We start from the raw sequence: 24,801 nt of genomic DNA, 5'->3' as shown, positions 1-24,801 counted from the left end.
CTCCTTATGGAAGGACACAGAGAAAGCGCGTGAGGCGCAAATACGCTTGGTCCTCTTGACAGCTCGGCGTAGTCTGATTTCGGGGGTTGCGAGCAACTATCCAACCCCCGAAATCAAATCCGCTGCCACCGCCGCCACCACCCGTTCCACCGCCGCCGCCGCCACCCGTTCCGCCGCCGCCGCCACTACCCGTTCCACCGCCGCCGCCGCCGCCCGTTCCGCCGCCGCCGCCGCCTTCGCCGATTGTGATTTTTCCGTGCAGGGCACGTTTGCTCAGCCTCTTTGGCACGGGCTTGCGCCACCCGACGGGCTGCGTCCAAACGATCTCGGGCCATCGCTGCTCGATACAGATCCCCGCTTTGACTTTTTCGCCCGGTGGTACAACGGTATGCTGCTGGGCACGCCCCTCGATTGGTCCCTGCAAGAACGAGTTGCGCTGATCCGGAAGGACACATGGGACGCCGGGATCGACGATGTGGCCAAGGCGATTGCCAAGATCGAGCGAGCCTTCCGTACGGAAGTGGGTCCACGTCCGGTGGTAAACGCCGCCGGTCTTGTAGATATCGAAATGGATCAATCCATCGGACGGGAGCCACTGGCTTTTGCCTGCGGTCAGGTCGACGTGGCACTGCTGACGGCTTTGGCCTCAGATGCCGGGAACGGCTTGTCCGAGACCTCGGTGGAGACTGGTTTGATCCGGACTGCGTTGGAGCGGCACGGCGATCAGCCCAGCGTGATCGCGACCAGTTTTTGGAGCGCATTGATGAGCTTGGACCGGCAGATCGGGGATATCTACCCTGAAACCTCGGCGCTGCTTATATTGAAGAATACGCTTTACGTCTCGGTTGAAGAGATCTGCGGTGAGGACGAGGTCATCCGCGCCCGCATCGGGCGACTGGCTGCGTTGGAGACCCGACGCATGCCTACGCCGGCGGAGCGAGCGGATATCCTGGAGGTCCCGTCAGTCGTTGCGGATTTGACCACGCCAAAAGCGCAATCCGAGCTTGAGGAGATGGTGGAGATTGTCGCGAAGACCGACAATCCCCCGAAAATGTGGCGAGCGCGGCTTGTAAACTGGCTCACGGTTCTGGGTCAGTTTATCGACAAGGGGCAAAAGAACGAAAAGCGCGCGGACTGGCTGGTCAAGCTGGGAGGGCGAATTGCGAAATGGTTTGTGGGACTTGACGGGGACGATAGTGGCGACGTGCCGTAGAGGTGCTTCTTGTGACACGGTAATCCGATCTTTACCCAAGGTCGCTTAACCTGCCTCCGGATCGGAGGGCTTATGACAGAGATGATGCAGATTGATCCCCCGCAGGGGATTCTTGATGACTTGGTTTCACTCTATGACCGGGACGCGCGTGACGTGGTGGTCGAGGAAGTGGGCAAGCTGCTGGAGGCTTTTCCGGCCTCCTACATGCTGTGGAAGCTGTTCGGCGCGGCGCTGATGTCCGAGGGGTTTCCCATGCAGGCGGAGATGGCCTTGCGGCAGGCACTGAATTTACGTCCCGAGTCGGAGGAGGCGCAGTCCAATCACGCCATCGCGCAGAAGCTTTTGGACGATCTGGTCAAGGCCGAAGATGCGGACACCACGCTCGCGAATTGTTGAAGGTTCTCCCGCCCTCTGCCATGATAGGCGCAGAGGGCAGTTTCGGGTGAGATGGCAAAGCCACCCCCGTCAAAGAGGACAGGTAGAATGACAAGAATGATGCTCGGGTTGGCCGCGTGCCTTGCCCTTGCGGCCTGCGGAAGCGGGTCCGACAGCCGGAATCAGCGCGGCGTATCGGTAGAACGACAGGCGTTTTCCACGGGACAGATTTCCCGCGCATGCATGACCAGCGGACGCAAGGCGGCGAATACGCGGCTGTGTGGCTGCTTGCAGGCGGTGGCGGATGAAACGCTGCGCTCCCGGTCGGACCAGCGGATGGCGGCGGGCTTCTTTGGCGATCCGCACGAGGCGCAGGTGATCCGCCAGTCGGACAACCCCCATCACGAGGATTTCTGGAAGCGCTACAAAGGGTTCAGCGGCGAAGCCGAGCGGGTCTGCAAAGGTCTGTGATCTAGCTCGCGGCAAAAACGGATCGCAGCAGGCGGGCTTCGGCGTTAAGCGCGCGGCCTGTCCTGCATTTGCCATGGCGGATACGGCTGGCGGGGCGTGCGCTACCGGGCAGGGCCTGCGGATCGGCGCGTTGGAAGGTCACGGTTTTCAGTAACTTGTGCACGAATATTGCACCCTTGTGCCGCGCGGCGCTGACTGGGGCAGCAAACGGGCGTGGCCTGCGGCGTTGTCGTCTGATGCCACGAGGATCAGCGCCCCGGGGAACCGCGATGCAAATGCAGTGCGCAGGCACGTCCGGTGCGCGAGGTCGGTGCAGTTCAGTGCAGATGCAAATGCTCCGAGCCGTGTGGCCTATGGCTCATACGCGTTGTCGGGGTTGGTGAGGACATGGGCGCGCGGCGTGTCGAACAGCCCGTAAGTCAAAGCTGCGGTGGCCCGCACGCCACCGCCACAAAGGATTGCGCCAGTCCCGACAAGACGCATGGCCCGAAGGGGTGTCGGATGAATGTTTTACGAACCATGCGGCGGCGGTGATCTGCGGCACACCGTCGGCTGTGGCGGTGGGGGCCGCCATGAGCGGGTTGGCATATGGGCGTATCGACCACCTGGACCTTAAGGCTGCGGCGTTTTGCACGGCAGGCTGCGGGGGCTAACGCGTCGTTTGTAGCTCAGTCTCGAACTGGAAGAGGGAGGCGCCTTGTGCTTTTGCACAGTTGTGGACATTGGCGTGCCGCAGATCAAAGCGGTGCGCAGATCGTCCGGGTCCAGAGCGCAGGCAGCGACGATGGTCCTTGACACGACCACGATGGATTCGGTCTGGCCATTCAGGCGCGGGGCATGAACTTTCGCTTCTGCCGCGCCGCCGGTTTTCAGGCGTGCGGGGATGATTTGAAAGGGAGGTGCGGATGTCCGCGTCGCAAGCCGGGGCAGCTTTTGTCAGATGCGGCACGGCAGGCTTCTTGACGGACACGTGGATTTGAGAATGCTGAATGTGACGCGTGAAAGGATTGGCACATGATTATGAAGGGGGTGACGCTGCGCGGGCTCGAAGTGTTCGAGGCGCTGGCGGAGCATGGCTCCGTCGCCGGGGCGGCCCAGGTGACGGGGTTGAGCCAACCCGCTGTCAGCCAGCAGATGCGCAACCTTGAGACCGCGCTTGGGGTCGACCTGGTGGACCACGGGCGGCGCCCTATGATGCTGACCTCTGCGGGGCGTTCATTTTTGCAGCGCACGCGGTCGGTGCTGCGGGAGTTGCGCCTTGCCGGATCGGAGCTGACGGTCATGGACCTGGCGCATCTGTCGACGCTGAACCTTGGCGTGATCGACGATTTCGACAACGATCTGACACCACGTCTGGTGACGCTTCTGGCGGAAAGCATGACTAAATGTCGGTTCAAGCTGATCACCGCGCCGAGCCACGAGATTTCCGAAGAAATCCGCGCCCGCCACCTGCACCTGGCGATTGCGGCCAGCAGCGGGGAAGTCATGCCCGGCGTGGTGGAATATCCTTTGGTGAGAGACCCCTACATATTTGTTTGTGCCAAGGGCGCCGTCGCTGAAGCGGGGGGCATTGAGGCTTTGATGCAGGCCTTGCCGTTGTTGCGCTATGACCGGGCGCAGCTGATCGGTCGGCAGATCGAATCGCATTTGGCGCGTCTGAAACTCAGCTTCCCGGAGCGGTTCGAGATCGGCGCGCATCTGTCGCTGATGACGCTCGCCGCGCGTGGCACCGGCTGGGCGCTGACCACGCCCCTGGGGTATATGCGGGCGGTGCGGTTACATGATCGGCTGGAGGTGCACCCGGTTCCATTTGCACCTTTCGCGCGACAGATCTCTTTGTTTGCAGGACGTGACTGGACCGACGATGTGCCGCGCAATGTGGCGCACACAATGAAGATGCTGGTGTCCGACATGGTGATCGGCCCCGCCTGGGCGAGCCTGCCCTGGCTGGAGGGGGAGTTGCGGATACTCGAAGGCTGAGCGCTGCGTCATGCGGCCTGCGGTGCCGCATGGTTAATGCCTGTCCGGCGGAGCGATCCCGGATATCAAAACGCTGGCCTGCAGTTTTGAAAACACTGAATGTGCGCTCTGTCAGGCGACCGCTTTGAGGAAGGCGCGCACAGAGGCCTCGAAGCCGCGCGGATCGTCGGCGTGCAGCCAGTGGCCCGCGTCGGGCATCTTGGCGAAGCGCGCCTTGGGGAAGTAGGCCCGGATGGTATCGCGGTGCTCGGGCAGGACGTAATCTGATTTTCCGCCCGACAGGAAGAAGGTCGCGCCGTCGTACAGGCCGTCCAGATCAGGAAAGGACAGCACCTTTGGCATCTCGGCCTCCAGCGCGTCGAGATTGTATTTCCACGCCTTCGCCTTCACGTCGAGCGACTGGGTGAAGAAAGCTTGCAGGGATGTATCGTCCACATGCTCGGCCAGTTGCGCGGCTGCGTCGGAGCGCTTTTCGACCTGTGACAGATCCACGGCGCGCATGGCGTCTATGTACTGCTGTTGCGAGTGGCCGTAGCTGACGGGCGCGATGTCGGCAACCATGAGGGAGGCGACCTTTTCCGGGTGGAGCAGGGCGAGCGCCATCGCGGCCTTGCCCCCCATGGAGTGACCGATCACATGGGCGCGGCCGCCGTGGGCATCGATGAGATCGGCCAGATCCTGCGCCATGTCGGGGTAGCCGTGGCTGTCGCTGTGCAGGCTGTCACCGTGGTTGCGCATGTCCGGGGTCAGCAGGTGATAGCTGTCGGCAAGGCGGCGCGCGATGACGCCCCAGTTGCGACCGGAGCCAAAGAGACCATGGGCGATGAGGACGGGCGTGCCGCCGTGATCGGCGCCGTATTCGAGCGTGTTCAACATGGCGCAAGTGATAGAACGCTGGCGGGCGGAGGGCCAGAGGCTTTGCCATCGTCAGACAGCGCGGGACAGGCACTTGATCGGGGCGGGCGATCCGGTTGCCGACGGCTTGCGTGCGGCTTGTCAGTCGGCCATCGGGTGCCCGCGCAGACGCAGAAACAGGCTTTCCTCATCGTCGTTGCGAAAGAATGGGACCGAATCCGGGGGGGTGATGTCATGCGCGCGGGCGGTGACTTCGGCGAGCACGACTTCGGTGATGAAAGGCAGGTCGTGATTGCGAATCTCGTCCACGGCGATCCACTGAAGGTGGGACAGCTCATCCGTGGCGCGGCTGAAGTCATCGGGATCGGTGGCCAGAGCTTCGGCGTCGAGCAGGAAGAAGCGGGCGTCGAAGCGGCGCGGGCGGCCCGGCGGCGTGATGGCACGAAACACGAATTGCAGCCCGTCGGCCACGGGGCGATGGCCGGTGCCCGCGAAGGTCAGCCAGTCGTTGGGAACATCGCCGGGCCAGGGCGCGGGGTGGCCGACAATCTGGCCGGTTTCCTCCCAAAGCTCGCGCACGGCGGCAGCGGCCAACGCGCGGGCGATGCCGGGTTTGGCGTCTTCTTCGAGGCGGGCGGCGCAGAGCGGCGGCAGCGGGCGGGACAGCTGGACCTGTGCGTCGGCGGGATCGACGGCCCCGCCGGGAAAGACGACCTTGTTCGGCATGAATGCCGCTTTGGACCCGCGTTGCCCCATCAGAACCTTTGGCCGGGTGGTCCGGTCGCGCATCACGATGACTGTTGCGGCGTCACGTATGGCGGTCTTGTCGATGGGGGCGGGGGTGGTCATTGGTCGTCGTGCCTCGGCTGTGGGCGACTGTCGGCGCTGGCGAAACCGCCCATGCCGCGCGCCCATTGGAACGCGACCATGCCGCCTTTCAGTCGAGGCAGAAGGTAGAGGGAAAGCGTGACGCTTCCAATTGCAAATATGGTGAAGAGCATGAGCGGTTCCGGACGCCATACCTCGAACACCCACAGCAACATTGGCGCCATGATGTGCCCGACGATGAGAATCGTCAGATACGCGGGGCCATCGTCGGCGCGGTGGTGATTCAGTTCCTGACGACACACCGGGCAGTTGTCGCGCACCTTCAGGTAGCCCGACAGCATTGGGCCAGAGCCGCAGCGCGGGCAGCGCCGACGCCAGCCGCGCCAGACCGTTGGCCAGATAGATGTGTCTTCGGGGATGTTACCCTGATGTGCCATGCGTCCTTTTCCTTCACACGAGAGCGAAGGATGACCGTTGTCTACGACTTTCGGAAGGGGTCGCAGTGTCCTTGCGGCGGCGTGTCACACGCGGGGCGCCCAAGGGACGCCAGGGGCAGGACCGGGCGTGATGCCAGTTTCGTGATGCCGTTGTGAGCGAAAATTATCGCGAACGTGCGACGGAAGCGGCGAGCTGGTTCGTGGAAATCTGCAGAAACGCCGGGGAGATGGGCGGTGCCGAACGGCAGGCCCGAAGGACCGCAAGGACGGCGTTTCATGAAACAGCTTGAGACCACCACGGAGACAACACAATGACGACGACCAAAACCAAGACGTTCTGGATCACCGGTGCCCTTCTCGTGGCGATGGGCGCCTCCGGCGCGGCCATGGCGCATGAGCGTGGCGGCAAGGGCCGTGACGGTGCGGGCCCGCGTGGGATGTTCCTGCAGGAGATGTTCGCCGAGGCGGATGCAAATGGCGATGGCAAGATCACCGAGGAGGAAATGGCGGCCGCAGCGGCGCAGCGGTTCAGCGATGCAGACACCGACGGCGACGGCAATCTGAGCGCCGAAGAACTGACCGCACAGGCGCAAGCCCGCAAAGCCGCACGAGAGGCCGCCCGCCGTGAGGCGCGCAGCGCCGCCATGATCGAGCGGCTCGACACCGACGGTGACGGTTTGCTGAGCCAGGAGGAAATGAGCGCGCGGCGCCCTGCGGACAGATTTGCCAAGATGCTGGAGCGTCTGGATGCCGACAAAGACGGTGCGCTGAGCATCGAAGAGATGAAGCAGGCCCGGATGATGCGTCACGGTGGCAAGCACGACAAGCGCGGTGGCGACGATATGCGCCGGGGCGATCATGGCGCGCGCGACGGGCAAGAACAGCCCGAGCAGACCGACTGAGCCGGATTGCCAGACAGGGGGCCGAACCGTGTGACGGGGCGGCCCCTGCGGCGCGCAGCGTTGTGCTGCGGGCCGGGACGCGGTAGCGCAAGGGCGATGAACACGGGATGCCTTACGACGCCATGAGCGAACGTGCTGACGAGGAGTTGCTGGCCGCCTATGCCAGAGGCGACGCCGCGGCGGCGCGCGCGCTGACCCAGCGCCTCGCTCCGCGTGTGCTGGCCCATGCGTACCGGATGCTTGGCGGCGACCGGGCGGACGCGGAGGACGTGACGCAGGAGGCTTTGTTGCGCCTGTGGAAGGCCGCGCCGGAGTGGCGCAAGGGCGAGGCCAGGGTGACGACCTGGCTGTATCGTGTGACGGCGAACCTGTGCATCGACCGGATGCGCAAACGCAAACGCATCGGCGCGGACATCGACGCCGTGCCCGAGATGGCGGATGCGGCGCCTTCCGTTGCGACGCAGATGCAGCAAAGGGCGCGAGCCGAAGCCTTGCAGGGGGCGCTGGACGCGCTGCCGGATCGCCAGAAACAGGCGGTGATCCTGCGTCACATCGAGGGGCTGTCGAACCCGGAGATTGCCGAGATCATGGACATTGGCGCGCGCGCCGTGGAATCTTTGACCGCGCGCGGGAAACGGGCGCTTGAGGCCGTGTTGGCCGGGCGTCGGGCTGAACTGGGGTATGAAGACGATGACTGACGGACACACAGAGCGGACGGATGATGCGGGGCTGGAGGGCCTCTTTGCCGCAGCGCGTGACGATGCGCCGGTGCCGTCCGGCGATTTCATGGCCCGTCTGACCGAACAGGCGCTGGCCGAGATGCCGATGGCCGGCGCGCATTTGCCAGAGCCGCGGCCGGGTCTTTGGGCGCAGCTGTGGCCGGCGCTGGGCGGCTGGCGCGGTCTGTCGGGCTTGGTGACGGCCTGTGCCGTTGGCGTCTGGCTGGGGGTCAGCCCGCCTGCTGCCATGACAACGGGCCTTGGGCTGGACGATCTGTGGGGCCGCAACGCGGATCTGGGGGAGATGGGCGTTGACCCGCTGTCCGGGTTCGAGCTGGCATTGCTGGAAGGATAAGGCATGAGCGATCAGGGATCCGGGGCCCGGACCGGCAAGGTGGGGCGCGGTGTGCGGCTGGCGCTGCTGGCGTCGCTGGCCGTGAACCTTGTGGTTGTGGGCGCTGTTGCGGGGTTTGTCTGGATGGGGCCGACATCCCCGCCGCATGAAAGGTCGGGCGGTCCCGATGCGGTGATGCCCTACATCCGCGCGCTGACGCAGGACCAGCGGCACGAACTGCGGGACACCTGGCGTGGCGGCGCCGGCCCGAAAGATCGGCGTGACATGCGCGGTCTGCGCGCGCAGATGATACAGGAGTATCAGGCGGCTGCGGCGGTGTTGCGGTCGGACCCCTATGATCCGGCGGCGCTGGAGGCCGTGCTGGCGGCGCAGGCGGAGCGCAGTGCAGGGATTCGCGCCCGGGGGCAGTCGGTCTTGTCCGAGTATGTGGCGGGCATGACGGCCGAGGAGCGCGCGGCCTATGCGGATCGGCTGGAAGAATCCCTGGAACGGTTTCAGCGTCGGGGCGCGCCCGACCGGGATCACAAGGGGCGCGACTGAGCCGATCGTGCGGTTAGCTTTGGCGCAACGTCGGAAGTGCCGGACCGTAGGTCCCGGTCTGCGGCAGATCATCAATCGGGCCGTACTCCGCCTTGGGGGCTTCGCGGGGGGACAGGGCGGTCACCGTGTCTGCCATGACCACGGTGTTTCGGCCCTGATGCTTGGCCGCGTAAAGCGCATTGTCCGCTCTGGCAATCAACTCCTCCGGCAGGTCGTCTGCGCCATAACCGATGGCCACGCCGACGGAGAGTGTGACGGGAATGTTTTGCCCGTCGGGCAAAGTGATCGGAGTGTCGGAGATCAGCGCCGTCACCCGTTCAGCGGTGCGCTGGGCGATCTGACGGTTTGTGTCCGGCATGGCGACAAGGAACTCTTCGCCGCCCCAGCGGGCGGTAAGATCCCCGGCACGAAGGTTGTCCTTGATCCTGCGCGCGACGGTCGCCAGCACGACATCCCCTGCGGAATGGCCGTAATCGTCATTGATGTGCTTGAAGTGATCGAGATCCGCGAGGAGGATGGCATAGGGCTTGCGGCTCACAGCGGTGCGTTCTGCCAGGCGGGTGGCATAGGGCAGGGCATATCGACGGTTGTACAGCCCGGTGAGCGGGTCGATGACCGCGGCCCGCAGGCCGTCGCGCATATTGGCGCGCAGACGGTCGTTGGTCCGTTTGCGGGTGATCTGCTTCTTCAACCTGATGGACAGTTCCTCGACGTCGAAGCCGCTGACCATCAGGTCATTCGCGCCCAGGTCTAGGGCGGTTGCCGCTTCTCTACGTTGGTTGGACTGGGCGACATAGATCAGCGCGCAATGGCGTGTGGAGCGGTTCGCGCGCAGTTGGGGCAGCAGCGAGAGCCCGGTGCCCTCCGTGCCCTGGGCTTCGGCCACGACGACAACATCCGGCGCGCGGACTGCGTTCTTGAGCGGGTCATCGGTGCCCACCAGTTCGATACGATGCTCGGTGCGTTGCTGAAGCTGGTGAACGAGCGTGCTCATCTCGGGCTGATGGCCGGTGCTGATGATCCGGATGCGACCCGGTGTGGCGAATTCCGCGGCTTGCTCTTCAAGCCCAAGCGCGCGGCGGGTGTCATCGCGCAGTCGCAGTTCCGCTTCGGCGTCACGTGCGCGCAGCAGGGACCGCAACCGCGCCAGCATCACGAGGTCATCAATGGGCCGTTCAAGCAAATCATCCGCACCTGCGGCAAGAGAGGCCATGCGCCCTGCCTTGTCATTGGCGTTGTGGGTGATAATCACCGGCGTGGCCGGACCGCGCCGGCGAGCGGATTTTTCATGGATAGCCGCGCACAGATCGCGCCCTGACATGTCCGGCAACTCGGATGCCGTGATCACAAGGTCGGGTGCAGATGTGCGCATCATGTCCAACGCGGCGGTGCCGGAGGAGGCCTGCACAACGTCATAGTAGGCTGCCGACAGCTTCACCCTCAGGATGATGCGGTTGGTTGGCACGGCGTCGACGACCAAAATCCGGCTTGTCATGCGCTGCGCTGCCTCCTGCAGTCGTTGGCGAGGTTGAAATGGAAAAGGCGTCCACGAGTTGAACTTTCTATTAACGTAATGTTTGGTCGAAATTGGTTAACAAACCCTTTCTTTAGGTGATGAGAACATGAGCTTTACGCAAGATCGTGCTGAAATGATCGGTGTGCAGGCCGTGGCCTGGCTGGCCGCGAACGACGAGCTTTTGCCGGTCTTCATGGGCGCAACAGGCGCGTCTGAAGCGGACTTTCGCGAGGGCGTGCAAGATCCGGTGTTTCAGGGATCGGTGCTGGATTTCTTGATGATGGATGACGCGTGGATCGTGGGCTTTTGCGATTCGGTCAGCCTGTCGTATACCGTAGTGGCAGAGGCGCGCGCGGCGTTGCCGGGCGGGGAGCAACTGCATTGGACATGACTGAAGTGCGCGCGGTGCTGTTTGACAAGGACGGTACCCTTTTCGATTTTGGCGGCACGTGGAACGCCTTTGCCACGCGGCTGTTAAAGCGGCTGGGGCGCGGGGATGCGGTGCTGACGGCGCGCGCGGCAGAAGTGATCGGCTTTGACCTGCGGTTGGGGCGCTACCGGCCTGACAGCCCGGCCATTGCGGGCACCAACCGGGAGGTGGCGCTGTTGCTGGCATCGGTCCTGCCGCAAAAGGTCGGCGCCTTGGTGGCGGCCATCGACGCGGAAGCCGAGGCGGCACCGCTGGTCGAGGCCGTGCCGCTTGTCCCTTTTCTGGAGGGGTTGCGCGCGCGTGGCCTGAAGCTGGGGGTGATGACCAACGACTCGGAAGCGGTTGCGTACACGCACCTGGCCGCCGTCGGCGTAAAGGATCATTTCGATTTCATTGCCGGCGCCGACAGCGGTTTCGGGGCAAAGCCAGCGCCGGATCCGCTGCTTGCGTTCGCCGACGCCATGGGCCTGGCCCCGGCGGAGGTGGTGATGGTGGGAGACAGCCGCCATGACCTGATCGCGGCGGAAAGGGCAGGCATGCGGCGCGTGGCGGTTTTGACGGGCATGGCGGATCGCGCGGCGCTGGGACGCTATGCGGAAACCGTGCTGCCTGACATCGGCCATCTGCCTGCCTGGCTGGACGGCGCAAGCTAAGCGGAAAATACATACAATTTGCAACTGTTATGCCTGCGTTAAGACCCGCCGGGTCAGATGGTCCGGACTGACGGAGCAACGCAATGCATGGGCTGATCCTGAGAACCTTTCAGGTTTTCGTGCAAGACACATATGGGCCGGAGGCCTGGCTGGATATATCCGGCCGGGCAAATCTCGAAATCGTCGATTTCGAGGCGATGTTGATCTACCCTCCGGAGACATATGATGCGGTGATAACTGCGTCAGAGGACGTGATGCACAAGCCCCGGGACGTCTTTCTGGAGGATGTGGGCACCTATCTGGTGTCTCACCCCAACAGCGAAGGCTTGCGGCGTCTGCTGCGCTTTGGCGGCGTGGATTACATTGATTTCATGCATTCGCTTGATGATCTGCCGGACCGGGCGCGTCTGGTGGTTGCCGACCTGAATTTGCCCTCTCTCGAGATGCACGATGACGGGCAAAACCAGTATCGCTTGCTGGTCGGGCCGGGTCTGCCGGGATTTGGGTATGTGATGGTCGGCGTATTGCGTGCCATTGCGGATGACTATGGCGCGCTGGTGCTGCTCGACAGTCGTGCGGAGACTGCAGCCGAGGTGCAGGTGGTCGAAATCTCCTTGTTCGAAACAGCCTTCGCTGAGGGGCGAGAATTCGACCTGGCGGGACGAACGCCGCTAAGGGGAGGCGCCGGATGACGCTGCCTGAAGAGGCCATGCATGCGCTGTTGCCCATGCACGCGGTTCTGTCCCCCTTGGGGTGTATCCGGCAGGCCGGGCCGACGCTGCACAAGCTGAGCGATACGCCACTGGAGGGCGCATGTTTTCTGGAGCAGTTCGAGGTCTACCGTCCGCGCCTTATTCGCACCATGGCCGCGTTGCTGGAGGCGCAGGGGCGTAAACTGTCCCTTCGGGTGCGCGACACGGATATGGAGCTGAAGGGCACTGTCGTCGGCACAGGTGATGGTGGGGCGGTGGTAAACCTGAGCTTCGGCATTGCGGTGGTGGATGCGGTGCGCCGCTATCGTCTGACCAGCACGGATTTCGCATCAACCGATTTGTCGATTGAAATGCTGTGGCTAATGGAAGCGAAGGCGCTTGCGATCAATGCCTCGCGCAGCCTGAACACACGTCTGCAGGACGCCATGATCCTGGCGGAGGAGCGGGCCTTCACGGACACCCTGACAGGCCTGCGAAACAGGCGCGCGCTTGACGGCCATTTGGACAAGCTTATCCGCCAACGGCAGGCGTTTTCGCTGATGCACCTGGATCTCGATCTGTTCAAGCAAGTGAACGACACGCATGGTCACGCGGCAGGCGACCACGTTCTGCGTCAGGCTGCGCGCGTCATGCTGGAAGAGACGCGCAAAGACGACCTGGTTGCGCGCGTTGGCGGTGACGAGTTCATCATCGTTTTCGCCAACCTGACCAGCCCGGCCCGGCTGGCGGAGCTGGCTGTACACTTGATCAAACGGATTGAAGAGCCGGTGACCTACGATGACGCGGTCTGCCGGATCTCTGCGAGCATCGGGATCACGATTTGCATGGGCGAAGAGGTCACGCCTGCCTCTGTCGTGGAACGCGCGGATGAGGCACTTTACGCCTCAAAACGGGCTGGTCGTGCACGATACAGTTTTTACGCAGAGGGCGATCCGGAGGTGCCCAAAGCGATTGGTGAAAAGAAATGAGATTTTTGCAGAAAGAGGGGTTGCGCGTCTCTGCGAGCTTTATTAGAGAACGCCCCACGGTTGGGGTGTAGCCAAGTGGTAAGGCAACTGTTTTTGGTACAGTGTACCGTAGGTTCGAATCCTACCACCCCAGCCAGTACCCTCAAATGTAATGTTCGCCGAAGATTGGAACCTATTCGGTCCAACTTGGCATCTTGCTCGGGCAAGACTGGCATCTGCTGACATCCCGAACACCTCACCGTCACGAATCCTTTCGAACTGACAGGCATTTGCGCCCGTATGATCTCGTCCCTAAACTGAGGTCTGACGAACACGGAGGGCACAGGTATGGCCAACTGGTATTCGGCCGACCTGCACTTCGGCCACCACCGCATCATCGAGTTCTGCAAGCGCCCCTTCGCCTCAACGGCAGAGATGAACGCGACCCTGATTGCCAACTTCCAGGCCTGCGTCGCGCACGATGATGACCTCTGGATTTTGGGAGATTTCGCCTTTGGCCGTGCTGATGATACGGCACAGTTCGAGAGCTGGTTTCACAGCTTGCCCGGCCGCAAGCATCTGATCATTGGCAACCACGACGACGAAGCAGTAATCTCGCTCCCTTGGGCCAGCACCGAGTACATGGCCGAGATCCAAGACGGAGATCATAGCCTCGTCCTGTGCCACTATCCGATGATCACCTGGAACGGCGCACGCAGAGGCGCCCTGCAGCTGTTCGGCCACGTCCACGACCAATGGGCAGGCTCGCGAAACAGCATAAATGTCGGCGTCGACCAGTGGGATTTTCGACCGATCCAGATTGAGGAAATGGCAAAGCGGGCAGCCCGTATGCCGGTTAACAAGCATTGGGCAGATGTCGAACATGGAAACGAGCTTCCGTAGACCAATTGAGCGGGTGGCATCTCGGACCAGCTGGTTGAGCGATCGCATGGTGAGCAAGAGCTCGGAGGTTCGATCTCGCAAGGGCAGCTCGCATCCGTGTTGAAAAGCACCAGATAGTTCTGCCTTTCTCGTCAGAGGTTTTGCCTCTGCCGCGCAGACCGGTGCTGTTTTTCCTACGAGCATCCATGCTGCCTTGATCGCCGCTCCTGGCGTGTCGATCGCTTCGCAGCCCCTCCCCTGTCAAACCCGAGGATGGCCCATGAGCGACCGTTTCTTCGTCGTGACGGGCGGCCCCGGTGCGGGCAAGACCAGCCTGATCACCGAGCTTGCCCGCCGCGGCTTTCACACAATCCCCGAATCCGGCCGCGCGATCATCCGCGAGGAGGTGGCCCGCGGCGGAGACGCCCTGCCTTGGGCGGATCGCAGGGCCTATGCTGAACGGATGCTTGAGCGCGACCTGAGCGCCTATAGCACCGCACAGACGCTCACAGGGCCCGTGATCTTCGACCGAGGCATTCCCGACACCTTGGGCTACCTGACGCTCTGCGGCCTCCCCGTGCCGCCGCACCTTGCCGCAGCGGCCAAGGCAGCCCGCTACAACGCCCGCGTCTTCCTTGCGCCCTACTGGGACGAAATCTTCACTCAAGACGCCGAACGCAAACAGACCAGCGCCGAGGCCGAGGCAACCTGCGCCGTCATGCGCGAGACCTACACCGCCCTCGGATACGAAATCACGGAGCTGCCGCGCGCCGACATTGTAACACGCGCCGACTTTGTCTGTAAGCAACTGGCAAATTGACCGTCATCTCTAGATGCCGTGGCGAAACTGCTGAAGCAGACAAACCGCATGGTCCCTCCGGCCTCCCGCTGCCCGACACTCACGGCCCAGACCTGCCGTTCGAAGCGACCGTCGATGCGGCAACGTACCGTCACCGAAGCAGCCATTCGTGCATCGCGCAGCATTTTTCGTGGGTGAAGGTCGGCAGTGCGGGACGAAGAAGCCATTCAATTCGTTGCTTCGATATCCGGTTTCGTTTTATCCAGGGGGCAAAACTTTATAGGCTATTGGAGCATCTATGAAGACCGTGATCCTAGAGCACGAACACGCAGCCCCGGCAAAGGAGGTCTGGGCGTTGGCAACGGACCTCGATGCTCTCAAAGAGATCATGAAAGGCGTTGTCACCTTCGAAGGCTTGCCGAGCGGTCGCGTGCATCAGGGCCAGAAGATCACTGTGCAGGTGTCGCTGTTCGGCAAGTTGCCACCTCAGCCGTATTTCATGGAAGTCTTGGAATGTGATGACAAAGCCATGATATTACGGTCTTTCGAAAAGGGCGCAGGCGTCAAGGCGTGGTGCCACACGCTGACCGTCGAACCGCAGCCATCGGGATCCCGGCTGCGTGACGTCATTGAAATCGACGCGGGCTGGATGTCGTGGGCCTTCGCGCTCTGGGCACGGTTTCTGTATCGCAAGCGCCATGAACCGCGCGTTCGGATGCTGGCGGACATGCAAGCGAAACAGGCCGCCACTGACTTGGAAGGTTCAAATTTGCGCTGAAACACGCCAAGATGGGTAGAGGCCTTTCGCGCGATGTGCAGCATCCAGAAAAGTGGGCTCTCTCCCGACCTTCGCTGCGCGGCAGGGCCAAGCGCCTGGTCGCCCCTCGCATGGCAGGCCCTGGCCGCTCGGGCAGGCCGTCGCTCGCGGCCCATTGCCGCCGCAGGCCAGACCTCTAATCGCTGCGTTGCAGCTTCCCCGAAGCAGCCGTTCGACACATTGTGCAGCATTTTGTTGGTCAGAGGGCAGCACTGCGGGACAAAGCGCCAATTCGCTGCGACTGCGCCAATGACGGCTTTGAAGAAGCAGACACGGTTCTACCTCACCGGGAAGAGCTTTTTGAACTCTTCTGCGCCATTTCGAGAGAAGGTCACCACTCGCGTTTTCTGATCGCCTTTGGCCCAAGCCAACTTCTCGAACCGGTTGAGGAATGCACGGCCCAAGCTGCCCGCCAAATGTGATCTGCGCTCACTCCAGTCGAGGCACTCCCGACAAACCGGAGCGCGCGCCTTACACAGACCCTCTACGTCGATCTCAAATTCCGAGGCGAATGCAGCACCTGAATCAGTCAGAATCAGCTCTTTACCATCCAGAACCAAATGGCCCTGCGCAATTAAGCTGTCGAACATTTGCGTGCCCATGTCCCCAGCTAAATGGTTGTAGCAAACTCGCGCCTGGCGCAGTTCCGCATCTCGGGGGCCAGTGCGCTTCCGCAGGTATCCCGAACCTGCCGCGAGCCCCATCAGCCCCTCAAGGACATGTGCCACCTCGTCGCTAGCGAGCGAAAAATACTTATGCCGTCCCTGCTTTCGGGGTCGCAGCAAGCCGCCCTCATCGAGCTTGGACAGGTGCGAGCTGGCCGTCTGGATCGTCACCCCAGCTTCTTCGGCTAGTTCGCTTACTGTCAGGGCTTTTCCACTCATAAGCGCGGTCAGCATGTTGGCGCGGGCCGGGTCGCCAATCAGAGCAGCGATATGTGCAATGTCTGGACCTTCTCTCATAGTTCGACCCTAATCGAAGCATCTACGGTTGGCAAACGTCTAGGATCGGGAAAACACACTTAAAGGAATCCATGATGCTGACCTGTGTCATCCGCTACCACATCGATCCCACAAAGAAGGCCCAGTTCGAGGAGTATTCCCGCAACTGGGGCCAAGCAATTCCGCGCTGCGGCGCTGATCTGATTGGTTACTATTCCCCGCATGAGGGGTCATCGACGCTTGCCTACGGCATCTACAATGTTGCGAGCCTGGCGGACTACGAAGCCTATCGCGCGCGCCTCGCCGCCGATCCGCTTGGCCGAGAGAACTATGAGTTCGCCCAGAAAGAGAGGTTTCTGCTCCGAGAAGATCGAACCTGGCTCAAGCTCGCCTCTGCACCGCACGGAGACAGCGCATGATTGCAGTGATCTTCGAAGTTGAACCCGCAGAGGGCCGCAAGGATGATTATCTCGACATCGCTGCCGAGATGCGCCCGATGCTCGATGAGATCGACGGCTTCATTTCCGTCGAGCGGTTCCAGAGCCTCACCGACCCGCGTAAAATCCTGTCTCTGTCGTTCTTCGAGGATGAAGATGCGATTGCACGTTGGCGCAATCTCAATGCTCATCGAGGCGCGCAGGCGAAAGGGCGCAGCGGTGTCTTCGATGACTACCGGTTGAGGATCGCCAGCGTGATCCGCGACTACGGCATGTTCGACCGGGACGAAGCGCCCACAGACAGCCGAAAGGAGCACGCATGATCTCTCTAATAGCAACCACTTGGCTGGCGCTGGCAACAGCGGCGATCTCGCCAGGACCGAACCTTGTCGCGGTGGCCTCTCGGGGTCTTGGTTCCGGCAGGAAGTCTGCGTTGATCGTTGCCAGCGGATTGGCGTGCGGCGCCTTTCTCTGGTCCTTCCTGACGGCTGTCGGCTTGGGCCGCCTCTTTGGCACCTACCCCCAACTCCTCGGAATCCTGGGGCTTTTGGGTGGGGCCTACCTTACATGGCTTGGCATCAAGGGTTGGCGCGCAGCGCTCACCGGTAAAGGCGGGCAGATCGAACCAAAATCCCGGCAAGGGCCGTTGGGAGATTTTCTGCATGGCCTGACTGTGACCTCGACGAATCCAAAGGTCGCACTTCTGTGGGCTTCGCTTTCGACATTCGTCGGCCCAGCGATTACCCAATGGTCCTATCTCATCCTCTTCACGACAGGCTCTGCCGTCATCATATTCGTGATCTACGGAACCTATGGATGGATATTCTCGACCGGCCAAGCGCGAGGGATCTACCGCCGTTTGCAGCGAGCAAGTGAGGCCGTCTTCGGCTCTCTGTTCGGTGGCTTGGGTGTCTTCATGATAAACAGATCGTTTTAGGAAAGCTGCCGTTCGAGCATCGCGCAGCTTCAGTAAAATGGGCTCGCTCCCGACCTCCGCTGCGCGGCAGGGCCAAGCGCCTGGTCGCCCCTCGCACGGCAGGCCCTGCGCTCGGGCTGGCCGTCGCTCGCGGCCCAGACCGGCCGTTCGAAGCGACCGTCGATGCGGCAACTCACTGTCACCGAAGCAGCCATTCGCGCATCGCGCAGCATTTTTCGTGGGTGAAGGTCGGCAGTGCGGGACTTTTTTGCCGTTCAATCTAGCGTCCAAAAATACGCGAAAGTAAGCCCTTTTTCTTTGGGACCTTTATGGTCAGAAAAGATTCAACGTCCTTCTGTTTCAAATAGCTTTCGTGCCTGAAGCCGAAATCCAATGCGGCTAGGTCAAGCGGAACCTCAAATATGTGGTCGACATCATCGCCATCATTCTGTTGGGCTAATGTGTGCGTTTGTTTCAGGTTTAGATAGCCATCAGGCAGCGCGCCAGTTTCTGACAAGTCGAAAATGTCCTCACCATCGCCTGCATGGGTGACCTTCCAAATCTGTTGGCCGTCCTTCCAAAACGCTGCCGAACTCCACATAACCGTTTCGTTCACCTCACAAATATATGTGGCATATTTTCTCGATAGCTCAGCGATTTTCTCGACAGTGCTTTCGCCGAATCCTTTGTCTTCAGACCACAAAATTGTCCAGCCGCTTCTTTTTAATTTTGCGATCCACCATTCGCCATCTGGCATTTCAGGAGCGGGGTCACCAATGACCAAGTTCAAAGCCTCTGATAATTCTTCTGGTGATGCCTTGGTGGCAAGATAACAAATTCGAAATCCCACACGCCTGTCCTCCTTATTGTTTGGTAGAACGCTAGCAACGCAGCTGTTTCTTCGCAATAAGTGACAAGGAGCTTGAGCCGTTGCTTTAGGTATGGGCTCGAAGCGGACCTGCGGCAGTGCGGTGAGCCGAACACTTGGCAGGCTCCAGCGGTCGTCACTCCCGGGCCTGAGCCGACCTTCAGTCTTGGATTCTAATGTTGCAGCCCAGTCCGTCAAAGCTGCCGTTCGCCGCGCGTTCGAACCCTAGCGGGTTCGTAAGGTCTGTTGAGCGGACATTGCTGCAGTTGGCACTTCTGAGCTATCAAACGAACATGTCTAATTTTACTTCACCACAACCTTCAGCCGAATTCTCGCAAGTTTGGCGGCGCTCATTCGGTGAGACGCCGCCGCTCGGGCACGTTTTAAGATATGACTTTTTCGACTACTGGACGAGATTTCATGCACTCCCCAAAAGTAAGCGATATGCCGATACCGATAAAGAGTGGGACACTGTTTTATCTAGGGCCAACACACTTGCTCGCGAGTGTTTTGGAGATCATGCAAGCGTATGGGTGGTAACTGGATGTTTCACTGACTCGACGCATAGAGACAATGACTTACCAGCCCGCATGCTAATGACTAAGGCCATGACTTGGATCGACGGCAGCGAAGATACTGCAGATCAATCCGAGACAACGTTCTTTGCGACGGTACATGATTGGAAACCACGATCTCTTGACGGATTGTTTAGTGAGATTGCAAACGACCAAGAAAGGGCAGTTCTATTCTCAGTGAACACTAAAACGGTGTTAGCGCCCTATGACGGAGGCTTCGATGTAATAAGCCTACGACCAGGCAAGATAAGTGATCTTGAAAGCCGGTATCGGACTTGGATGTCGAACAGATCAGACAAGTATTAGGTCAAAATGGGCTCGTTCCCGACCTTCGCTGCGCGGGGCCAAGCGCCTGGTCGCCCCTCGCGCTGCAGACCATGGGAGCTCGGGCCGGCTGTCGCTCGCGGCCCAAACCGGTCACTCGACGGACTTAACGCTAACGCCTGCTTTGAGATCCCGACATGTAGGATGCTGCCAACCGCACCGGCGACAAGTAATTCAGGAGTGGGGCGCTAAAATTTCAGTACTGAAATATATTTGACTTAATAACTGAAAATCTCCTTAGCATTGTGAAGACCATGAAGTTCATGCTACCTCAAGCTTAATGGAACGCAGAGGGTAAAGCAGAATGTTTTCAGGGAGTGGAATTATAAACGGCAGCGTGCTTTTGGTTCACAGTTCAATGGCTCGAACGTTCAATAGAGAACGCTGTGGCCCCAAAGAGGTTATCGACGATCTTTTGGCGCAGCTTGGTCCAGATGGCACACTTCTGCTGCCGCTCTTCAACTTTGACTTCACCAAGGGTACGCCGTTTGATTTCGCCACGACGCCAAGCCATATGGGCGCTTTGTCGGAATTCGGCCGGACGTGGCCGGGCGCAGTTCGGACTTGTCACCCAATATACGGATTTGCAGCCATCGGGGCGCAGGCCGAAAGATTTTCAGGGGTAAACAATCGCTCCGGCTACGGCGCGGACTCGCCCTTTGCTATGCTGAGGGAGTTGGACGGCCAGATCGCCGTGATTGACCTACCTGATCAGAATGCGATGACGTTTTATCATCACGTTGAGGAAACTCTGGCTGTACCGTACCGCTATCACAAGAATTTCTCAGCATCATACACAAACCAAGATGGTGAGACGTCAACACAAACGTATTCGATCTTCGTTCGCGACATTGAAAATGGAGTCGTAACCAGTGTCGACCGAATGGGTGAGCGCCTCTGGGATCAGGGCCTTTACACAGGTGATCGCCCCGGTGTTGGGCACGGAATGCGGACCATCAGCGCACGCGCTCTTTTTGACGAAGTGGCATCAGTTATTGAAGCCGGTCAGGCCGGGGAGTTTCTTTATGCAATCGAATAGAAACGGGCAAGACGATGCGCTGTTTCCAAACGGGGTTGGTGAGTGGTGCCATGCCTTCGCACGACGTTTATGGCCAATTGCACGGTCTCTGACCGGAGCGGGAACGCGGGAAACGTTGCGCCTATTGAGCGAAGAGCTGCCCGACCTGACGGTACATGGCATTACGTCTGGGACGGACGCCTTCGATTGGACTGTTCCAGATGAATGGACAATTCGTGACGCCTATATTGAGGATCAAGACGGAATTCGTATTGTCGATTTCAAAGTGAATAATCTTCATGTCCTTGGGTATTCGGAACCCGTTGATACGTGGCTATCGCTCGAAGAACTGGACACGCATTTGTATTCTTTGCCGGACCAGCCAAACGCAATTCCATATGTCACAAGCTACTACAAACGACGCTGGGGCTTTTGCCTATCACAGGTCATGCGCGATGAACTCAAGCCGGGGCAATACCATGTTTGTATTGATGCCGATTTGTCCCCAGGTGTTCTAAACTATGCAGATCTGATAATTCCAGGCGAAACAGACGAAGAGATATTCTTGTCCACCTATATTTGCCATCCGTCCATGGCAAATAACGAATTGTCCGGGCCAATGGTTACCGCTGCCTTGGCAAGGTGGATTACTTCGATGCCCGACCGGCGCTATACTTACCGGATCGTCTTCATACCAGAAACCATCGGGTCGATCATCTATCTGAGCCGGAATCTCGAAACCATGCAGTCAAAAGTCTACGCGGGCTTTAACGTGACCTGCATTGGGGATGACCGGTGCTACTCTTACTTGCCATCGCGCAATGGCCGCACGATTTCAGACCGCGTTGCGAAACACGTTCTTTCCCACATTGAACCAGATTATCAGTCATACACGTGGCTGGATCGCGGTAGCGACGAACGCCAGTACTGTGCGCCCGGAGTTGACCTCCCCGTCGCGACAATTATGCGTTCTAAATATGGGCAATACCCTGAATATCACACTTCACTAGATGATCTCGTCAATGTCGTGACGCCCAGAGGGTTAGCTGGTGGTTTCAACGCGCTTCAACGTGCAATCAACATCCTAGAACAGAATGTGAAGCCACGCGTAACGACCCTTGGAGAACCGCAACTCGGCAAACGGGGCCTGTACCCAAACATTTCTGCGAAGGGATCTGCGGACAGTGTGCGCGTAATGATGAACATGATCTCTTATTGTGATGGAGAACACAGCATTCTTGACATTGCAGAGATCTTAAATGAGCCGTTTTGGGAGCTCCAAAGTCTAATGCTACCGCTCATTGATAAAGGGTTGATGGAGATCACCTAAGACGTGTTGACAAAAGGGATTCACACGAGGGTTCAGTCGTGATTCAAGCTTGTATCTGCGATGGAAATCAGCTTGGCGCGACACCTGATGCTGGACGAGGAATGGGCGTTCTTTGAACGGTTCATCTTGGCCGTCCGCGCTCCGAACAGGCGCAAACCTACCAACCACCGCCTTGTTCTTGATGGAGTTTTCTGGATTGCACGCACTGGTGCTCCGTGGCGGGACCTGCCCGAAGAGTTCGGCAAGTGGTCGAGCGTCTACCGACAGTTCCGACGATGGACGCTGGGGGGGGCTTTGGGAGGACATTATGGACGCGCTGAACCAAAGCGGTGTCGCGCAGGACGCCTTGCAAATGGTCGACAGCACCGTCATCCGCACCCATCACCAGGCAGCGGGCGCAAGTGGGGGACTCTGCGGCAGGGTTTTGGCCGTTCTCGACGGTCAGGCGGGAAAACGATCCACTGGATAGTTTTCTGACCCACCTTCCACTTCACGACCAAGATCCACCTCCGCGTCAATGCAGCGGGCCTGCCCATGAGGACAGAGATCACACCGGGCCAGACGTCGGACTATCTGGGCTTCGATCTGGTCATGGCCGATAACTTGCCCGAGCCGAGCGTCCTGTTGGCAGACAGGGGGTATGATGCTGACAGCATTCGCCAAAAGATGGACGCGCGGGATGTGCTGACACAAATCCCGATGCGCAAGTCTCGAAAGATGCGCATCGGCATCGATCATTCGCTGTACACCCTGCGCAATCTCGTCGAGCGATGCTTCAACAAGCTGAAGAACGCCCGCCGTGTCGCAACCCGCTACGACAAGACTGCGGAGAGCTTCCTCGCCTTCATAGACATCGCGTCCATCCGCCTCTGGTTACGTCTTTTGTCAACACGACCTAGGATTAGGATATCGGTTTTTTGCGCCCAGCTTCAATATATGGGCAAGCACCTGATCAGTTTAGGTTGAACTATTTTTATCGGATGGTCCCAACGAAATCTTTGGGCTGATTGTGTTGAAAAAAATTCCTTCGATCCGCGTCGGCAGACGTCGGACCAGGGTATTACCCTGCCGGAGGTCGGATACATCTCTTGAATGAGGTGCTATACCCGCCGGCAAAAAAAAGCCTTCTAAAAACCCAGGCCGTTTTGAGCCCGCCCGAATTTTTCAACACAATCGGCTGAGATTGGCACTACGAGGTACTGTCATGCGGGATATGATGACTTCAATATATGTTTTGAAGCGGACATTCTAAAGTCTTGCAGCGAATGACCGCTTTCCGCCCTATCCTGCCCACGGTAGACTCCGTGCCGTCGCTGGAAGGGTCGGCTGTAAAGGGTCGGCAGGGGGCGTCGGCCATCAGCGTTTCGGCCCCTGCCGCGCCAGCGTGCGATAGACGGTTGGTCGCGAGACAGAGAAGAGCTCGGCCAAGTCCGACACCGAATAATCCCCAGTTGCGTGCATCCGTGTCAGCTCCGCCGCCTGCCGGTCGGAAAGCTTTGGTTTCTTGCCCCTCAGCTTCCCTTTGGCGCGGGCCACCGCCATGCCCTCGCGGGTGCGAAGCCGGATTAGGTCGGCTTCGAACTCGGCGAAGGTCGCCAGCACGTTGAAGAACATCCGCCCCATCGGATCGGCTGGGTCGTAGATCGTGGTTCCTAGCGCGAGCCGTACCCCGCGCTCAGATAGCCCGTCGGCGATGTCGCGCGCGTCCGGCACCGAGCGGGCCAGCCGGTCAAGCTTGGGCACCACAAGTGTGTCGCCCTTCCGCACGGCGGCCAGCGCCTGGGCAAGCCCGAACCGGTCGCGGTTGCGGCCGGTCAGTCCATGGTCTGTGTAGATTCGCTCGGAGGCGACACCAAGCATTTCCAGCGCCGCGCGCTGCGCGGCGAGATCCTGAGCGTCGGTGGAGCAGCGGGCATAGCCAATACGTAGGTTTGTCATGGGGCAAGCGTAACGCAAGCGGCCCCTTCAGCGATAAACAAATCGTACCACCCTATCGAGACATAGTTTTCCCAACAGCAGAAGGAGCGCGAGGCGAAACCAAAACGTCCGTTGAGCGATCCCCTTACGGACGCGAGTAAGCCGGTTACCAGGGCAGCACGATCCATGCCGGGACTGCGGGACGTCTAACGGAAACGGGCGGAAGGCGGATATTTGCGGCAAGAGCGAGCTCTGACGCGAAGATTACCGAAAGCGGACGTTCCCAAACGAATAAGTCATCATCTACTTGCCAACAACCAAGAGCCCCTCACGTTCAATGCAAGTCTAGTTTGGCCCGTGCTATAGGAGGAATGCTGCTGTGTGATGGGCAGTTACTCATGAGCGCGGACTGCACAGAATAGATGATCCTTAGCTGAGAAGTGCCCGTAAGTTTTCGTTAAGCCATACGTCCACCTCTTCATGCTCCAAGCTGAACAGCTTTGCTAGACCATCCCGCGCAGGCTTCACGTCAGCTGGCGCTCCTTCACTCGATTCTCCACGAGTGAAAGGACCATCTGTCTCCGTCAGAATACGCCCCTTGGGGAGTGAATGTACAAGCTTTGCAGATCGATCGTTGCGTAGCATTTCGGCATTGATCGAGAAGTAACATCCCATCTCTGCGGCCCGGCGTGCCTCTGCGGCTGATCCGGTGAACCAATGAAGCACTATGCGGCTGCTCCCGACGGGTAGTTTTGCCTCAATCATGTCGAGGACGACTTTTGCGCAGCGGACGCTATGGACCGAGATTATCTTTTCGCCAGCAATAGCACATGCACTCAAGACTTCTGCGAAGACGGACTTCTGCTGTTCGAACGAGCTATAAAACCGTCGTCCCGCGTCCAAACCGACTTCACCCTGTCAACGGCGGCGCAAAAGCCTGCCAGCGGGGCGGAGCAAAAGTAGGCCAGTTTGGTGCGTGCGCCTTGGGGCGTGATGCCCTCAAATAGCAAGCACGTTCCAAGGCGCATTGGCCGTCAGGCCAA

Annotated in this window: 30 protein-coding genes, 1 tRNA gene and 1 pseudogene; 23 read left to right on the top strand and 9 right to left on the bottom strand. The window is 60.0% G+C overall.

What is annotated here, in order from left to right; all coding sequences use genetic code 11:
• Positions 1-55: 55 nt before the first annotated feature.
• The 3 genes from J4E08_RS15600 to J4E08_RS15590 all read left to right on the top strand — a co-directional run bounded on the left by J4E08_RS15600 (position 56) and on the right by J4E08_RS15590 (position 2,059).
• The gene (locus J4E08_RS15600) at positions 56-1,213 is read left to right on the top strand and encodes a hypothetical protein (RefSeq protein WP_349539288.1); all 1,158 of its coding nucleotides are present in this window, start codon (positions 56-58) and stop codon (positions 1,211-1,213) included.
• A gap of 72 nt (positions 1,214-1,285) precedes the next feature.
• Positions 1,286-1,609, top strand: coding sequence for a hypothetical protein (locus tag J4E08_RS15595; RefSeq protein ID WP_349539287.1), 324 nt, complete (start codon positions 1,286-1,288; stop codon positions 1,607-1,609).
• An 87-nt stretch (positions 1,610-1,696) separates the two neighbouring features.
• The gene (locus J4E08_RS15590; RefSeq protein ID WP_349539286.1) at positions 1,697-2,059 is read left to right on the top strand and encodes an arginine transporter; all 363 of its coding nucleotides are present in this window, start codon (positions 1,697-1,699) and stop codon (positions 2,057-2,059) included.
• Between the two features lie 351 nt (positions 2,060-2,410).
• On the opposite strand, the gene J4E08_RS15585 is transcribed toward J4E08_RS15590, so the two are convergent.
• The gene (locus tag J4E08_RS15585) at positions 2,411-2,542 is read right to left on the bottom strand and encodes a hypothetical protein (protein ID WP_349539285.1); all 132 of its coding nucleotides are present in this window, start codon (positions 2,540-2,542) and stop codon (positions 2,411-2,413) included.
• A gap of 531 nt (positions 2,543-3,073) precedes the next feature.
• Between J4E08_RS15585 and J4E08_RS15580 the strand changes: the two genes are divergently transcribed.
• On the top strand, positions 3,074-4,039 hold the full coding sequence (locus J4E08_RS15580) for a LysR family transcriptional regulator (RefSeq protein ID WP_349539284.1): 966 nt from the start codon (positions 3,074-3,076) through the stop codon (positions 4,037-4,039).
• Positions 4,040-4,150: 111 nt separating this feature from the next.
• Here the strand turns inward: J4E08_RS15580 and J4E08_RS15575 are convergent, their stop codons facing one another.
• From J4E08_RS15575 to J4E08_RS15565, 3 genes are all read right to left on the bottom strand, one after another.
• Positions 4,151-4,915, bottom strand: coding sequence for an alpha/beta fold hydrolase (locus J4E08_RS15575; RefSeq protein ID WP_349539283.1), 765 nt, complete (start codon positions 4,913-4,915; stop codon positions 4,151-4,153).
• Positions 4,916-5,035: 120 nt separating this feature from the next.
• The gene (locus J4E08_RS15570; RefSeq protein WP_349539281.1) at positions 5,036-5,743 is read right to left on the bottom strand and encodes an NUDIX hydrolase; all 708 of its coding nucleotides are present in this window, start codon (positions 5,741-5,743) and stop codon (positions 5,036-5,038) included.
• Positions 5,740-6,159 carry a DUF983 domain-containing protein gene (locus tag J4E08_RS15565; protein ID WP_183967907.1) on the bottom strand — a complete coding sequence of 140 codons (420 nt, stop codon included), beginning with the start codon at positions 6,157-6,159 and terminating at the stop codon, positions 5,740-5,742. The genes J4E08_RS15570 and J4E08_RS15565 overlap by 4 nt, the downstream gene beginning before the upstream one ends.
• 311 nt (positions 6,160-6,470) lie before the next feature.
• Here J4E08_RS15565 and J4E08_RS15560 point away from each other — a divergent pair, with 311 nt between their 5' ends.
• The 4 genes from J4E08_RS15560 (at position 6,471) to J4E08_RS15545 (ending at position 8,675) form a co-directional block, all read left to right on the top strand.
• Positions 6,471-7,061, top strand: coding sequence for an EF-hand domain-containing protein (locus J4E08_RS15560; RefSeq protein ID WP_349539280.1), 591 nt, complete (start codon positions 6,471-6,473; stop codon positions 7,059-7,061).
• 107 nt (positions 7,062-7,168) lie between these two features.
• The gene (locus J4E08_RS15555) at positions 7,169-7,759 is read left to right on the top strand and encodes an RNA polymerase sigma factor (RefSeq protein ID WP_349539279.1); all 591 of its coding nucleotides are present in this window, start codon (positions 7,169-7,171) and stop codon (positions 7,757-7,759) included.
• Positions 7,743-8,135, top strand: coding sequence for a hypothetical protein (locus tag J4E08_RS15550; protein ID WP_349539278.1), 393 nt, complete (start codon positions 7,743-7,745; stop codon positions 8,133-8,135). Before J4E08_RS15555 ends, J4E08_RS15550 begins: the two co-directional genes overlap by 17 nt.
• 3 nt (positions 8,136-8,138) lie before the next feature.
• Positions 8,139-8,675 carry a periplasmic heavy metal sensor gene (locus J4E08_RS15545; protein WP_349539277.1) on the top strand — a complete coding sequence of 179 codons (537 nt, stop codon included), beginning with the start codon at positions 8,139-8,141 and terminating at the stop codon, positions 8,673-8,675.
• A 13-nt stretch (positions 8,676-8,688) separates the two neighbouring features.
• Here the strand turns inward: J4E08_RS15545 and J4E08_RS15540 are convergent, their stop codons facing one another.
• Positions 8,689-10,170: a diguanylate cyclase gene (locus J4E08_RS15540; protein WP_349539276.1), complete on the bottom strand. Its 1,482-nt coding sequence runs from the start codon at positions 10,168-10,170 to the stop codon at positions 8,689-8,691.
• A gap of 127 nt (positions 10,171-10,297) precedes the next feature.
• On the opposite strand from J4E08_RS15540, the gene J4E08_RS15535 reads away from it, so the two are divergent.
• From J4E08_RS15535 to J4E08_RS15500, 8 genes are all read left to right on the top strand, one after another.
• On the top strand, positions 10,298-10,582 hold the full coding sequence (locus tag J4E08_RS15535) for a DUF3572 domain-containing protein (protein WP_349539275.1): 285 nt from the start codon (positions 10,298-10,300) through the stop codon (positions 10,580-10,582).
• The gene (locus J4E08_RS15530) at positions 10,579-11,274 is read left to right on the top strand and encodes an HAD family hydrolase (protein ID WP_349539274.1); all 696 of its coding nucleotides are present in this window, start codon (positions 10,579-10,581) and stop codon (positions 11,272-11,274) included. The genes J4E08_RS15535 and J4E08_RS15530 overlap by 4 nt, the downstream gene beginning before the upstream one ends.
• Before the next feature lie 83 nt (positions 11,275-11,357).
• Positions 11,358-11,966 (top strand): heme NO-binding domain-containing protein, encoded by a 609-nt coding sequence (locus J4E08_RS15525; protein WP_349539273.1) that lies wholly within the window; start codon positions 11,358-11,360, stop codon positions 11,964-11,966.
• Entirely contained in the window at positions 11,963-12,955 is a 993-nt protein-coding gene (locus tag J4E08_RS15520; protein WP_349539272.1) for a GGDEF domain-containing protein, read from the top strand. Before J4E08_RS15525 ends, J4E08_RS15520 begins: the two co-directional genes overlap by 4 nt.
• Positions 12,956-13,016: 61 nt before the next feature.
• Positions 13,017-13,091: transfer RNA gene (locus tag J4E08_RS15515), tRNA-Gln, on the top strand.
• Between the two features lie 191 nt (positions 13,092-13,282).
• Positions 13,283-13,837, top strand: a complete 555-nt coding sequence (locus tag J4E08_RS15510; protein ID WP_300435862.1) for a metallophosphoesterase — start codon at positions 13,283-13,285, stop codon at positions 13,835-13,837.
• 259 nt (positions 13,838-14,096) lie between these two features.
• The gene (locus J4E08_RS15505; protein WP_349539271.1) at positions 14,097-14,636 is read left to right on the top strand and encodes an AAA family ATPase; all 540 of its coding nucleotides are present in this window, start codon (positions 14,097-14,099) and stop codon (positions 14,634-14,636) included.
• 277 nt (positions 14,637-14,913) lie between these two features.
• Entirely contained in the window at positions 14,914-15,393 is a 480-nt protein-coding gene (locus tag J4E08_RS15500; protein ID WP_349539270.1) for an SRPBCC family protein, read from the top strand.
• 317 nt (positions 15,394-15,710) lie between these two features.
• Here J4E08_RS15500 and J4E08_RS15495 read toward each other — a convergent pair whose 3' ends face one another.
• The gene (locus J4E08_RS15495) at positions 15,711-16,394 is read right to left on the bottom strand and encodes an ArsR/SmtB family transcription factor (protein ID WP_349539269.1); all 684 of its coding nucleotides are present in this window, start codon (positions 16,392-16,394) and stop codon (positions 15,711-15,713) included.
• Between the two features lie 74 nt (positions 16,395-16,468).
• Here J4E08_RS15495 and J4E08_RS15490 point away from each other — a divergent pair, with 74 nt between their 5' ends.
• From J4E08_RS15490 to J4E08_RS15480, 3 genes are read left to right on the top strand one after another with little or no spacing between them, the layout of a single operon-like run.
• Positions 16,469-16,792: an NIPSNAP family protein gene (locus J4E08_RS15490; RefSeq protein WP_349539268.1), complete on the top strand. Its 324-nt coding sequence runs from the start codon at positions 16,469-16,471 to the stop codon at positions 16,790-16,792.
• Entirely contained in the window at positions 16,789-17,133 is a 345-nt protein-coding gene (locus tag J4E08_RS15485) for an antibiotic biosynthesis monooxygenase family protein (protein WP_183970250.1), read from the top strand. The genes J4E08_RS15490 and J4E08_RS15485 overlap by 4 nt, the downstream gene beginning before the upstream one ends.
• Positions 17,130-17,747: a LysE family translocator gene (locus J4E08_RS15480; protein ID WP_349539267.1), complete on the top strand. Its 618-nt coding sequence runs from the start codon at positions 17,130-17,132 to the stop codon at positions 17,745-17,747. Before J4E08_RS15485 ends, J4E08_RS15480 begins: the two co-directional genes overlap by 4 nt.
• A gap of 259 nt (positions 17,748-18,006) precedes the next feature.
• On the opposite strand, the gene J4E08_RS15475 is transcribed toward J4E08_RS15480, so the two are convergent.
• Entirely contained in the window at positions 18,007-18,576 is a 570-nt protein-coding gene (locus J4E08_RS15475) for a hypothetical protein (protein ID WP_349539266.1), read from the bottom strand.
• A gap of 194 nt (positions 18,577-18,770) precedes the next feature.
• On the opposite strand from J4E08_RS15475, the gene J4E08_RS24575 reads away from it, so the two are divergent.
• The 4 genes and pseudogenes from J4E08_RS24575 to J4E08_RS15460 form a co-directional block, all read left to right on the top strand.
• The gene (locus tag J4E08_RS24575; protein WP_502949285.1) at positions 18,771-19,475 is read left to right on the top strand and encodes a DUF3885 domain-containing protein; all 705 of its coding nucleotides are present in this window, start codon (positions 18,771-18,773) and stop codon (positions 19,473-19,475) included.
• Between the two features lie 322 nt (positions 19,476-19,797).
• Positions 19,798-20,532, top strand: a complete 735-nt coding sequence (locus tag J4E08_RS15470; RefSeq protein ID WP_349539265.1) for an AAC(3) family N-acetyltransferase — start codon at positions 19,798-19,800, stop codon at positions 20,530-20,532.
• Complete coding sequence (locus tag J4E08_RS15465; RefSeq protein WP_349539264.1) at positions 20,519-21,841, top strand: DUF4910 domain-containing protein; 1,323 nt, start codon at positions 20,519-20,521, stop codon at positions 21,839-21,841. The genes J4E08_RS15470 and J4E08_RS15465 overlap by 14 nt, the downstream gene beginning before the upstream one ends.
• Positions 21,842-21,901: 60 nt before the next feature.
• Positions 21,902-22,732, top strand: a pseudogene (locus J4E08_RS15460) (IS5 family transposase); the annotation flags it as partial.
• 465 nt (positions 22,733-23,197) lie between these two features.
• On the opposite strand, the gene J4E08_RS15455 reads toward J4E08_RS15460, so the two are convergent.
• Both J4E08_RS15455 and J4E08_RS15450 read right to left on the bottom strand, forming a co-directional pair.
• Complete coding sequence (locus J4E08_RS15455) at positions 23,198-23,779, bottom strand: recombinase family protein (protein ID WP_349539263.1); 582 nt, start codon at positions 23,777-23,779, stop codon at positions 23,198-23,200.
• Positions 23,780-24,187: 408 nt separating this feature from the next.
• A complete protein-coding gene (locus tag J4E08_RS15450; protein WP_349539262.1) occupies positions 24,188-24,661 on the bottom strand; it encodes a TatD family hydrolase in 474 nt (157 codons plus the stop codon).
• Positions 24,662-24,801 lie beyond the last annotated feature (140 nt).

This window comes from Sagittula sp. NFXS13, from assembly GCF_040148795.1.
Taxonomy (GTDB): domain Bacteria; phylum Pseudomonadota; class Alphaproteobacteria; order Rhodobacterales; family Rhodobacteraceae; genus Sagittula; species Sagittula marina.
Note: the sequence above shows the minus strand (reverse complement) of the source record. Positions and strands in the feature narration are given on the sequence as shown.